The 13,926-nt window shown below is 33.8% G+C and carries 9 protein-coding genes; 2 read left to right on the forward strand and 7 right to left on the reverse strand.

All coding sequences use genetic code 11. The annotated features are described in order from the left end of the window. Positions 1-298 precede the first annotated feature (298 nt). Positions 299-2,230 (forward strand): DNA gyrase/topoisomerase IV subunit B, encoded by a 1,932-nt coding sequence (locus bsdtb5_RS19415; protein ID WP_271713608.1) that lies wholly within the window; start codon positions 299-301, stop codon positions 2,228-2,230. A gap of 1,016 nt (positions 2,231-3,246) precedes the next feature. Then, positions 3,247-5,490, forward strand: a complete 2,244-nt coding sequence (locus bsdtb5_RS19420; protein ID WP_271713609.1) for a DNA gyrase/topoisomerase IV subunit A — start codon at positions 3,247-3,249, stop codon at positions 5,488-5,490. An 84-nt stretch (positions 5,491-5,574) separates the two neighbouring features. Here the strand turns inward: bsdtb5_RS19420 and ltrA are convergent, their stop codons facing one another. From ltrA to bsdtb5_RS19455, 7 genes are all read right to left on the reverse strand, one after another. Next, positions 5,575-6,987 (reverse strand): group II intron reverse transcriptase/maturase, encoded by a 1,413-nt coding sequence (gene ltrA / locus bsdtb5_RS19425; RefSeq protein ID WP_271713610.1) that lies wholly within the window; start codon positions 6,985-6,987, stop codon positions 5,575-5,577. 555 nt (positions 6,988-7,542) lie between these two features. Then, positions 7,543-8,907 carry a hypothetical protein gene (locus bsdtb5_RS19430; protein ID WP_271713611.1) on the reverse strand — a complete coding sequence of 455 codons (1,365 nt, stop codon included), beginning with the start codon at positions 8,905-8,907 and terminating at the stop codon, positions 7,543-7,545. 363 nt (positions 8,908-9,270) lie between these two features. Further along, positions 9,271-9,897 (reverse strand): superoxide dismutase, encoded by a 627-nt coding sequence (locus bsdtb5_RS19435; protein ID WP_271713612.1) that lies wholly within the window; start codon positions 9,895-9,897, stop codon positions 9,271-9,273. A gap of 216 nt (positions 9,898-10,113) precedes the next feature. Next, positions 10,114-10,896: a pseudouridine synthase gene (locus bsdtb5_RS19440; protein WP_271713613.1), complete on the reverse strand. Its 783-nt coding sequence runs from the start codon at positions 10,894-10,896 to the stop codon at positions 10,114-10,116. Positions 10,897-11,251: 355 nt separating this feature from the next. Continuing rightward, on the reverse strand, positions 11,252-12,586 hold the full coding sequence (locus bsdtb5_RS19445; RefSeq protein WP_271713614.1) for a cytidylate kinase family protein: 1,335 nt from the start codon (positions 12,584-12,586) through the stop codon (positions 11,252-11,254). Positions 12,587-12,699: 113 nt separating this feature from the next. Continuing rightward, the gene (locus bsdtb5_RS19450; protein WP_271713615.1) at positions 12,700-13,116 is read right to left on the reverse strand and encodes a MarR family winged helix-turn-helix transcriptional regulator; all 417 of its coding nucleotides are present in this window, start codon (positions 13,114-13,116) and stop codon (positions 12,700-12,702) included. Positions 13,117-13,631: 515 nt separating this feature from the next. Beyond that, positions 13,632-13,841: a cold-shock protein gene (locus tag bsdtb5_RS19455; RefSeq protein WP_271713616.1), complete on the reverse strand. Its 210-nt coding sequence runs from the start codon at positions 13,839-13,841 to the stop codon at positions 13,632-13,634. Positions 13,842-13,926: the final 85 nt, after the last annotated feature.

A 13,926-nucleotide genomic window follows, 5' to 3' on the forward strand; every position in this document is an offset into this window, starting at 1 on the left:
ATTTATTGTCAATCCTATCTTAATCGAAATCAGTAAAGGAAACACCTAAAGATATACAACTACCCAATTTAATTCAATACATTTATTCAATTATCTTCCTCAAAAAACGACTCGAACATATGATTTGTGAAATAACACAGGATATGATATAATACTCTCATTGATTTTTTTGAGGAAGGAGATATTATTAAAGCAATTCATGTAGAAACTAGTGTGAATTTTTCACACCCCTGATTTGTATATCGCCAAAGGCGACTATGGGTTTAGATTTGATAATTGCTTTATTAATAATTTAGCTATGAACGAATATAATGGTAGCCAGATCGTTATACTAGAGGGGCTTGAAGCAGTAAGAAAGCGTCCAGGTATGTACATTGGAAGTACTGGCTCAAGAGGTTTACATCATTTAATATGGGAGATTCTTGATAATGCAATTGATGAGCACCTTGCAGGCTTTTGCTCTGAAATTGATATGATATTACAAAAAGATGGTGGAATCACTATTAAAGATTATGGTAGGGGTGTTCCAGTTGACATTCATCCTACTAAGCATATTCCAACTGCACGTGTAGTATATACTATTCTTCATGCTGGAGGTAAATTCGGTAACTCAGCTTACAAAGTATCAGGAGGTTTGCACGGGGTTGGTGCTTCTGTAGTAAATGCTTTATCGAGTAAGATGATTGTGGAGATTCGCAGAGACGGGCTCATCTACCGTGATGAATACCAAAATGGTGGACATCCAGTAACCACTTTAGTAGACGGAATGCTCCCTGTAGTTGGCAAATGTGCCAAATCAGATACTGGAACTAAGGTAACCTTCTATCCAGATGAGAGTATTTTTGAAACAGTTGAGTTCAAATCTGAGACTGTTCAGAAGAAACTGAAAGAGATTGCATTTCTTAATAAGAACCTTAAGATTAATTATGAAGATCAGATTCAAGATCTTAAGAAAGTATATCATGAGGAATATGGTATCAAAAGCTTTGTAAAATATCTTAACCGTGAAGCAACTCCTTTACATGATGAAGTTATCTACATAGAAGGGACAAGCAATGATATTGAGGTTGAAGTAGCTTTTCAATATACCACTCATTTTTCAGAACAGATTAACGCATATTGTAATCGTATCAATGTTGTAGATGGAGGAACTTTAGTAACTGGATTCAAAACTGCCTTAACAAGAATTATGAACCAATACGCTAGAGAACTTAACATCTTAAAGGATAAAGATGAGAATTTTGATGGAAAGGATATTCGTAATGGCCTTATGGCAATCATCTCCATCAAGCATCCGGACCCACAATTTGAAGGTCAGACGAAAACCAAACTTGGTAATACCGATGCAAAAAGTGCTGTGGATGAAGTATTTAATAATGAAGCGGGGCGTTTCTTTGACAAAAACATTGAAGTATTAAAATCTATATTAGACAACGCTATGAAGTCTTACAATGCTAGAAGAGCTAGCGACAAAGCAAGAAATGCTGTTTTAAAACAGTTAAACGATGTGGATACAAGAAGTAAATTAGCTTCTTGCTCTTCCAAAAAAGCTGAGGAATGTGAGGTCTATATCGTCGAAGGAGATTCAGCGGGTGGTACGGTAAAAACCGCTAGAAACCGTAAAACACAAGCAGTTCTTCCATTAAGAGGTAAGATTCTTAATGTTGAAAAGGCAACCTTAGAGAAAATCCTAGTAAATAACGAAATCAAATCCATGATTGCCTCCTTCGGTTGCGGTATTGGAGACGAATTCGATATTACCAAATTAAAATATGATAAAATCATAATCCTTACCGATGCCGACGTTGATGGTGCTCATATTAGCACACTTCTTTTGACGTTCTTCTATCGTTTTATGCCAGAGTTAATTCATTCAGGCAAGATCTACCGAGGCCTTCCACCACTTTATCGTGTGGAATATGAAAGCTCATCCAATAAGAAGAAGAAAAAGGTATCAGAATATATCTATAACGACTTCGAACTTGATAAATTCAGAAAGATTCCAGGGAATAAGATTCTGAACATTCAACGATACAAAGGTCTTGGTGAAATGGATGCTGACCAGTTATGGGAGACAACTTTGAATCCAGATACTAGAATTCTTGCTCGAGTTGAAATTAGTGATACCGTTGAAGCTGACGAGATTACTACTACGCTTATGAGTAGCAATGTTCCTCCTCGTAGGGAATTCATCATGGAAGAGGCTAAGTACGCTAAGATTGATATCTAAGGTTTTCCCATAGCTAACTATCGGTAGGTTGTGGAATGCGTGGAAAATCAGCTGGGTGGAGTGATGAATTCTGCCTAGGTTCCCCGCTTAGTCATTCTTCATTTTCCTTTTTGGTATTTTCTAATGAATTTTTCTTGTGGTATGGCGAGATTTTAAAAACTCGAACTCCTTCTTCGGCGTCAAACATCGAGTTTTTAAAATCTATACCAAAAGATAAATTCATAAGAAAATGCGGGGAAACGAAAAAGGCGATTGACTAAGCGGGGAACCTAGGCAGAATATGCTACTTTGCTTTGCTGATTTTAACGCATGAGAAGTTATCGTAGCTATTTTAATAGGCAAGCTTTGCTTTATAAGACTAAGCTTACTTCAAGTTAACTCACTAAGACTTCACTTACAAAGACTTACTTAGTTTTAGAATTTAACATTAAGTGAATAATTATCGGATACAGATATGACTGGTTGTATGTACATCACCTTAACTGTAAGAATTACTTTTTCAAATACAATATTGAATTAGAGTATAAAGTACACTTAAACTGTTCTTACCACGACGAATTAGCAATAGTTTCGATGGATATTAACTTTATTTTTAATATTAAGTGACTTTTAACAATACTAATTCTATTTAAATAACTCAAGCTTCCTTATCATACACTACCTTATACTTTCTAAATTCAGTCAAAACAGTATATTAATTACCATAATTCAAACTTTTTTATCTTTGTGACTTTGACGAGTTTGAGAAGTTACTTATGTCTTATCACTTCGATTTAGATATAAAAAGTTCACTGTTTGACGAACAAAGTGAGGAGTTTGAACTTTTTATATCTGTTTTATCGAAATGATAAGACATTAGTAACTTCCAAGCGAGGAAATGGAACGTAAGATAAAAAAGTTTGAATCATGGTAATTTAGATAGTCTAACATCTGAATTTATAAAGTATTCACCAAACTTATGATAGGAAGCATGAATCAAATAAATCTATACATATCAGAATCGAAAGGAAATTAAAATGGTAAAACATTCAGAAAATATTATCGCCCTCGATTTTTCAGAAGAGATGAAAAATTCGTATCGTGACTATGCCATGAGCGTTATTATTGCTAGGGCATTGCCAGATGTTAGGGACGGACTTAAACCTGTACAACGAAGAATTCTATACTCAATGAGTGAGCTAGGATTATCACCTGATAAACCTCATAGAAAGAGTGCTCGTATCGTCGGAGATACGATGGGTAAATACCACCCTCATGGTGATAGTTCTATCTATGATGCATTAGTACGTATGACTGAGGATTATTCACTATCCATTCCTCTTGTAGATGGCCATGGTAACTTTGGTTCTATTGATGGAGATGGTGCTGCAGCAATGCGTTATACAGAAGCTAGACTTTCCAAAGGTGCTATGACATTACTTGATAACCTTGATAAAGGGCTTGTACCTTTTGGTCCTAACTTCGATGAGAGTGAAAAAGAACCTCTTGTTCTACCTGCGATGATACCAAACCTATTAATCAATGGTACCACTGGTATTGCTGTTGGTATGGCTACCAACATTCCTCCCCACAATGCATCTGAGGTAATCGATGGTGTTATCGCCTATATGGATAAACCCGATATTACTACGACGCAATTGATGAAATATATTCCTGCTCCTGATTTTCCAACTGGTGGTTCTATTATCAATCAAGAAGCCATAGAAGACATCTATGAATTCGGAGAAGGCAAACTTAAAGTTCGTGCAAAAACTGAGATTGAAATTGGTGATAATGGACGTAAGAACATCGTTGTTACTGAGATTCCATACACCGTTGCTGGTAACAAAACGAAACTTGTAGAAGCCTTAGTTGGCTTAATGAAGGATAAAGTCTTTGACGAGATCTTCGATGTTCGAGATGAATCTTCGAAAGAAGGAATTCGTATTGTTATTGAAGTAAAAAAAGACCGTGATATTACAAATCTACTTAATGGACTATATAAAAAAACTGCTCTTGAAGATACTTATAGCGTGAATCTCCTAGCAGTTAAAGATCAGCAACCCATCACTTTCTCATTAAAACGCATCATCGAAGAATTCGTATTCTTCCAAGAAGAGTTATATACCAAAGAATATGAACACCTTTTAGAAAAAGCAAATAATCGCCTTGAGATTGTAGAGGGTTTAATTAAAGCAACTGATGTAATCGATTTAATTATTGAAATATTACGTGGTAGTAATTCTATTCGTCAAGCTAAGGATTGCTTAATCTATGGTAATACAACAGATATTACTTTTAAATCAGAAAAATCCAAGAAACAGGCCTCTACTCTTAAGTTTACTGAGCGCCAATCAGATGCTATCCTTGCAATGCCACTTAGTAAATTAATTGGTTTAGAGATCCTTAAACTGCACGAAGAACAAGGTAATTTAACCGAAAATATCGAAGGTTATAAATTAGTACTAGGTGATAAAACAGAATTATATAAAGTAATCAAGACTCGTTTACGTTCTTATAAGAAACTGTTCCAATCACCTCGTAGAACATTATTAGAAACAATTGAAAATAAAGAATATGTAGAAGAATTCAAAGAAGAAGATATCTACGTGCTCATCGATAAATTTGGTTATACCAAATCCCTAGATGCATCTAGCTATACCAGAGTATCAGAAGATACCTTAGCAGAATATCCGCATATCATCTGCATGAAGAATACGGATAAACTCTGCATCTTCACCGATAAAGGCAATATGTATCAAGTAAAAGCAGCACAGATACCGAAATGCAAAATCAAAGACAAAGGAAGTCTGATTCAGACACTTTGTAAGGTTGAAAGAGAAGATATTCTGTTATATATTTCCTTCCAAGATTTATTTAACTCTCAATTATTATTTGCAACAAAAAATGGTTTGGTAAAAAAAGTATCTGGTATTGAATTTGAAACCATCCGTTCGCTCATCTCTTCTACCAAATTAGAAGAAGGTGATACTTTAGTAAGTGTTATACCATTATCGGAACACGATATTAAATCAGAACCAAAAGTAATTATGATTACAGAAAAGGGATTATCCCTTGGCTACGCCTTAGATGATGTTAGTGACCTAAAAAAGGCAAGCAAAGGAGTAAAAGGTATTACACTAGATAAAAATGATGCTGTTCACTATGTGACAGTATTACCCGATAGTACAGAAACCTTCTTACTAAACGGTAAAGAATGCAGTGCTAAGAAAGTCAGAAAAAGAAGTCGAGGCGCAAAGGGACAGAAAGCAACATTATAATCGAGTAGGAGAATAATCATTAATTGATTATTCGTCCTCTCACACCACCACGCATGCCGTTCGGCACGTGGCGGTTCAATAGTATTACCTTACTTGTGAATATCTTTCAGTTAATGTTACAAATCCTTGTTCTTTAAGATATTTGTTGGTTAGAGTTGTTGCTAAGATTGGGCTATTGGAGATTCTCCAGTAGCCTTTTCTTGTATTCGCATGTTCCCAAGCTTTCCAATTTTCTGCACCAAGTTTGACTAAATTATCATGTTTTGCTTTTATCTTTTTCCACTGTTTCCAGTAGCATAGACGTATTCGTCTTCTTAGCCATTTGTCTATCTCCTTTAAGGTCTTTCCCATATCTGCAAGTTTAAAGTAACTTACCCATCCAACTATTAGTTGTCTAAGTTTTACGGCTCTTAATTCCATGCTCATTGCATTACTTCTCCCTGTGATACTTTTGATTTTTCCTTTTAGTTTCTCGATAGATACTTGGTGCACTCTTATTCCAATTTCACCTTTTTTTCTATAAAAGGTATATCCTAGATATTTTAATTTCCATGGTCGGTCTACCTTACTTTTCTCTTTATTTACTCTGAGTTTTAAGTCATTTTCTATAAACTTAGTGATACTTTTCATAACTCGTTTCGCTGATTTCTCAGATTTTACATATACATTACAATCATCTGCGTAACGGCAGAATCTCAATCCTCGCCTCTCTAATTCAGTATCTAGTTCATGTAACATGATGTTACTCAGTAGTGGTGACAGATTTCCGCCTTGTGGTACTCCCTCTGTGGTTACAGTAGTTAGTCCTTTTTCCATTACTCCTGCATTTAGATACTTTCTTATCAGTCCGATTACACGTATATCCTTTACTTCTTTATAAATCAGTCCGATTAATTTATCATGATTTACAGTATCAAAGTACTTTTCCAAATCTATATCTACTGCCCATCGGTAGCCTTCATCCATGTATTCTTTACACTTTAAAATGGCTTGATGCGCGTTTCGATTTGGTCTAAACCCATAACTATTCTCTGAAAATTTCTTCTCAAACATTGGGGTAAGCACTTGTGATATTGCTTGTTGTATCACTCGATCTATTACAGTCGGTATTCCTAATGGTCTTGTTTTTCCGTTATCTTTTGGTATTTCTACTCGTCTAACAGGATTTGGTTTATAACTTCCTTTTGCTATGGATTGCTTGAGCTCTTCGCCATGTCTTTTAAGATATGGTAGAAGTTCATCTACTCCCATCTTATCAATTCCATGACTTCCTTTATTCTTCTTAACTCTTTTAAAGGCTTCATTCAGATTTTCATTACTAATGATTTTTTCTAACAATCCATTGTGATACTCACTTCTGGCGTTCTGTCTGTTCTCTGACGTCATAGAAACGCTCGGCGCCTCTGCATATCTTTCGAGTTCCACTCTATCCTTTTGCAAATGACCTGACTTTATATTCAGTTGTCTGCTTTCATCACATTTCTTTGTTTCTTTCAAACTTTCAAAACCTCCTATTGTTCAGTCCTTCCCAATGGTCGTCGACTACCTTTGGTACTATGACCTCTGCTGACTCCTTAGAGTTCAGCCATACATCGCTGTATGGGTTGTTGTTTCAAAGTTCATTTCCACAACGTGTCACTAAGGTCTCCCCAGGTAAGAACGCAATCTTCCTCTCCATCTATCCGCCACATTTACACCTTTTGTTTTCGAGTAGTTATCGGGCTTTGACTTGTATTGCAGCCTTACCCACAAAAGTATGCCTTGTATGTGATTTCTGTTCGTCGGACCAGAGATTTGCCCACGGACTTCCTTCAGATTCCACCTCACGATGGACACCCTTGTCTTAGGCTATACACTTTCCACTACTAGGACGTGTTAGGGACTTTAACCCATAAGATTGCGCCCATGCTGGGCGCACAATAAAGAGAGGTAACCCATTATCGCAGGGTTACCTCTCTTCTTGTTCTTATCTTTATATATTATATCGCTTAGAAATAATGTTACTTATTATGCTTATTATGTTTAAGTTACTATTAATTAGTCTTATACGTTTTATTCTTCTACAATAGCGCTTCTATATTCATTAACATCGCTTTCATATTCATCTCCAACGTCACTTGAAGATTCATCTTCTTCAAGGTCGTCTCCATATTCATCAGCTGTTATTGATATTTCACATGTAGCAGTTTTATTACCACACGTTGCCTTTATTGTTACTTTTCCTTCTTTTACAGGGATTACTTTATATCCCTCAGCATCAGCATCATATACTACTTTCGCTATTTTTTCATCAGAAGAGGTTACTATAACGTCATCAGAAGCGTTATATGGTTCTTTACTTAAATATAGATATAACGTATCATCATTTTTTGGAGCACCTACATATGTAGAATAACTCTTTTCATCAAAGCTAATACTTTCCACAGGTACCTTTTTTACTGTCACTGTACAAGTTCCTAATAATACTCTGTCGCTTTCACTTTTACCCTCGTATATATTAAGTTTTGCAGTTCCTTCATTCACACCATAAATATACGCATTAGAACCGTCAGAATCTATATAAATGATACTATCCTTGCTTTTTTTACTTACATCGAATCCATCACCTACAATATAGTAACTCATATCTGCTCTTTTATATTCAAGTAATGTATTAAGATCTACTGAATCATTGATACCAACGGATAATTGTTCTGTGATTTTGGTTTTATGAATAACAACTTTAAAAGTTCCGACTTTCCTGTTTTTCTTTTTATATTTTTCTGTTACTGTAACTTTATAAGTTCCTTCTTTCTTCGCTGTATAAGCCTGTCCAAAATAAAAATATCCTGGCGCTCCCATGAAATCTTTTGGTACCTTCACTACTTTTTCTTTTATTGTTAAATCAGAACTATCCGTTGTGAATGTATAACTAGCATTTGTATTTCTATTTTCAATATTAAAAATAGAATCATCAATTTTAGGAATTTTACCTGTACCCATTGGAAGATTTTCTTCTTTAGTATATGCTAAGTTTAACGATGCATTTTTAACTGTAACCTTGCATTTACCAACTGTTGTAGTTTTTCCTTTTAATTTTTGCTTACAAGTAATTGTAGCAGACCCCTTTTTTACACCAGTAAGATAAGCATACTTTCCACTAGATTTTACAGTAACAATCTTTTTATTAGTTGATGCGAAAGTATATTTTGCACCTTTTTGAGTGTTATACAATAATATCTGATATTTGTTTTGGGATTTATTAAAGAAACCATTTTGTTGACCATGGCTACCAATCCCGATTGTCATTTTAGAATCACTTAATGTTGCTTTCTCTTTTGCCATACTTATTGGCACTTCTGTAGTAAACACCATTGCAAGTGCTAATAGACACGTTACAACGATATTTACAATTTTGTACTTTTGAATTTTCATCATATTTCCTCCCTTTTGCTAACCCAAATAAACAAATGAATAATTTGTAAGATAGCTTCCTCTTAAATAGATTATTATGGTAATTTATGCAATATATTGTTATATTACACATATTTATGTAAAAAAGCAACAACTGTTTTCGATACATATGAGAAAATATTATTTAATGTTATTTAAATCGCATGTGCATTCGACACTCTAATCCCAAAATAAAAGAGGTAACCACAAATGATACGAAATCATTCTGTGGTTACCTTTAATTTTATTTTGTATTAATATTGTAATTATCTATATAGCTATTTTATATATTGTAATAATCCATATAGCTTTTCTATAGTGTAATTATCTATATTATTATCAATATAATTATTTGATTGCATCTAAATACTTTTGATTTGCCATATCCCAATCAACAACATGGAACCATTGATCTACATAATCTGCTCTTTTATTCTGGTATTTTAGATAATAAGCATGTTCCCATACATCAATAACAATAATAGGCACATATCCTAATTCTAATACGCTATCTTGATTAGCAGTTGATATTATTTTAAGTTCTTTCTTATCATCTACTACTAACCAAGCCCATCCAGAGCCAAAACGTCCTAGAGCATTCTTTTTGAACTCTTCCTTAAAGTTATCAAAGGATCCAAACACTTTATCAATTGCTTCTTTTAATTCTCCAACCACAGCTCCTTTGGAATCTGGTGATAAAATACTAAAATAGAAGTTATGATTGTACACTCCACCCGCATTGTTCTTAATAGGAGTTCTATATGCCTCTGGTATCTTAGGTAGTTCTTTCATTAATTGTTCTAGGGAAAGTCCTTGTAGATCTTCGTGGTCTTTTAATGCATTATTTAAATTATCATTGTAAGTCTTTACATGTCTGTCATGATGAATATGCATTGTTTCTACATCAATATAAGGTTCTAATGCTTCATAAGCATAAGGTAATTCTTGTAATTCAAATGGGTATTTAAGTTCCATAATAAAATCCTCCTTTAATGTGTTATATCATTAATATTTGTTTTCTAATCTATTATTCTTTCATAACTTGTTATTTATACTTAGGTCATTTGACTTAATATAGTTATAGCATAGTTTAAAACAAAACGCAATATCAGTAATGATTATTATTTTTATTTTACGCAGAATTATAAAAAATAGTTTTAATTAATACCTTAAACATTTTATATGATTTTATTATTCCTTAAGTAACCTCTGTACTTCCTCTATGATTAACTCTCTATATTCGCCGAGCTTAAGAGATGGGTCAAGACTTACACTTCCAATCGATATTCTTTTCAAATAGACTACATAACAGCCTACTGCCTTTAACATTCGCTTCACCTGATGTTTTTGACCTTCTGATATCGTAAGGTATCCGGATACGACTGATTGATGGTAAAGATTCTTTTTCTTCTTAATACATTCACCAATATCCATCTGCTCTTTTAATTCTTCATACATTCCCTGCTTATCTACTTCTATTTTGGCAGGCTTAGTGATAGATTCATCATTTCCTATATTAATTCCTGTCTCCAACTTTATTTTGTCACCTTCACTCAATGAACCAAATGCCCAAAAGAAATATGTTTTATCTACATGCTTATCTGGATGCATGAGTTGGTGGCTAAATTCACCGTCGTTGGTTAAGAATAATAATCCTTCGGTATCCATATCCAATCTTCCTACTGGAAATAGACTATTACAATTAACTTTGTCAAAGTAGTCAAGCACCGTTTTCTTATTCTCATCTTTTCTTGCTGTTACACATCCAGCGGGTTTATGAAACATATAATAGATCTTTCCGTCATGAACCACCTTGTCACCAAGATATTTTATCATATCCTTTTCTTCGTTAATGTCAGTAGCAGGTTCTAATACCACCTGATCATTTACAGTGACCTTTCCGTCCTTTACATACATTCTTACAATCTTTCTTGTTCCAATCGATGCTTCTGCTAAATATTTATCTAATCTCATGTACACTCCAACTATACTATATTTTTAACTGGTACTATTGATGATGTTGGGGTCAAATAGCCTTTAATAACTTTTATTGTGTATATTGATGTATAATTATTAATTTTGGCGTAGTCCGGCCGAAAGTATCGTTTATATTTTGTCAAGACTCAAATTGAAAATAGGAACATAAGTGAGTAAAGTTTATACATAAACTTGTCAATTGCTTTGAGGCTTGAAAAAAAATATGATGCCCCGGGGAAAGGTAGCCAAAATTCATAATTATACAGCGATATACACTCATCAAACTTAAATAAGGCTATTTGACAACACAACCACTATTAGATATAGTTTAACACTCTTTTGTTTTCTGTGTCTATGAATTTAACGAAATCCGATGATTAGCCTGATATTTTTGAAATGCTCCTATTATAAGATCTACTACTTCCTCATCTTCATATAATGCACTATTTATGGTTAGATGATAATCTTTTGCCATTCCCCATGTTTCATTCGTATAATATTTGCAATGATTTCTTCTCTCGGTATTTTTTCTTTTACACTCTTTTTCCGCCTCTGACTCGCTATATCCCCTCTCACACATTACTCGATTAATTCGATATTCTTTATCCGCGTGAATAAAAACGTGAAAACAATTCTTGTGTTGTTTCAATATGTAATTGCCTAATCGTTCTACGATAACGCAAGATTTTCTATTTGATAGTTCTCGAATTACTTTACTTTGCGTTAAAAATAATTCATCAAACTTCGGTTTTTCCTCATTTACATAAGCATAGCTTTGCATATACAGATCATATAGTAAGCTATTAGTTAACTTCTGTTCATTTTCCTGAATATATTCTGTTGTAAGACCACTTTCCTTCGCTTCTAATTCAATAATGTCTTTATCATAAAAATCGATGCCTAATCTTTCAGCGATAACTTGTCCTATATTATATCCACCACTTCCGTATTCACCATCAATGGTAATAACATATATTGGCTGTTCCTCTTCACTATCTTGGTCGTGATTAGCAGCACTACTTTCGTCATCATTTTCCTCTAATTCAAGCATCTTATTCAGTAAAGTAAGCTTACGACTATAAAATCGTACAATCATTCCCACTAATATCGCAGCCGCAATCGTTCCTTCTCTAATCCCCTTTAGATGTCCAAAAAAGGCAAACGAAATACTTACACCTAAAACAACTTGTACACAGTCAAAGCCTATTTTAACTTTACCAAACTCCTTATGAAATACTTTGGAGATAGCGAGCATAAGCCCTTCTCCTGCTAACATAACTACATTTGCTTTGACTTCTAGATTAACACCAAATGCGATAATTACAAAGCTAAATAAGCATAGGCACCACTGTGTAATATATTGATGCGGTGCTAATCCCGAAAATGAAATTAACCATAGGGAAAAATCCGTGAAGAATCCAAATAACACTGCTATTGCTAGCTGTAGCAGTTGAATCAGTTTGAAATCTTTTCTAAGCAATACGATCTGTAATAATATAAAAATAATATGCATTACTATAGTAATCTGTCCCATTGTCCATGGTAATCCAAGACTCAGCACATACGGAACACAGGAAACAGGTGAGATTCCCAGATTTGCCTTTGTTGAAATTGCCACACCAAGTGACATTATAAATAGCCCAACGACTAGAAAAAAATAACGTTTTAATAATTCCCTCTTACTCATTTTAAAATCTCCAATCTTATGTCTCATAATTTAAGCAGTGATTTCACTTGCTTGCCAGGGTGAAATCACAAATATTGAGAGTGAAAGCATTTTTTCTTTCACTCTTCAAGTTCTTATTCATTTAGATTTTCATATATTTTGAATAATGTCTTCTTCAAATCCTCTTGTTCCTCCACAGTTATTCCTTTTAGTGCTCTATTTTCAATCTCAAAAAATATAGCCTCCGTATCACAGGCAGCTTTTCTTCCTGTTTCAGTTAAGAATACGTGTAAAGATCTGCGATTCCCAGGTAATTGTTTTCTTTCTATTAGATGAATCGTTTCCATTCGTCCTAATATTCCAGTAACGGTTGCTGGATCCAAACAACATCCTTTTGCTATTTCTTTTTGCTCACAACCATCATGATCCTTTAGAAAATCGAGTACTTTAGGTTGCCCTGGCATAAGTCCAATATTACTAGTCTTCTCCAACACTCTTTTCTGAAAATTATTCTGAGCTAATAATAGTAGATAATGTAATGATAAATTCATGAATTCTCCTAACTGTAGCCTACGGCATACTTCACTCTTATATTATTGGTCAGGGTGTCAAAAGTCTTCTTTTAGTTTATTGAGTGTATATCGATGTATAATTATGAATTTTGGCTACCTTTCCCTCAATCATCATATTTTTTACAAGCCTCATAACAAGAGAAAATATAGACGATGCTTTCGGCCGGACTACGCCAAAATTAATATTTATACATCAATATACACAATTTAGATTGAGAATGACTTTTGACACCCTAACCATTATTATGATTTTAATTTATTGTGGAGGTTAAATTAGAATTATATTTGTTTGCAAATAGTTTGTATGCAAACTAACTTCACTATGGTACTACTAGAAAAATAAAAAGTCAATAAAAATATACAAAAAAAGAGGTAGCACAAAGGCTACCCCCAAAACGTTCAGACTATAAATTGATACAAATATTCATATGGAAAATCATAAAACTAGCACAAGAATAATATATAATTTGAAACAATCCTCGTTTTATTTTAAATTAAGCTACACAAACATTAACAGCTTTTAATTTATTTGTTTTAGAATCTTTTTCAACGTCAAAAGTAACTTTTTGACCGTCTTCTAAGCTTTTAAAACCATTTGATACGATAGCTGAAAAATGTACGAATACATCTTCTCCACCGTTATCATTTGTGATAAATCCAAAACCTTTTTGTGAGTTAAACCATTTTACTGTACCGTTATTCATTGTAGTACCTCCATAATATTATTTGTATCAATTGAATTCAGAAGTTATTATTTGCTTACTTCATTGCTATGAATGATAATCAGAT

Source organism: Anaeromicropila herbilytica (assembly GCF_016591975.1).
Classification (GTDB): domain Bacteria; phylum Bacillota; class Clostridia; order Lachnospirales; family Lachnospiraceae; genus Anaeromicropila; species Anaeromicropila herbilytica.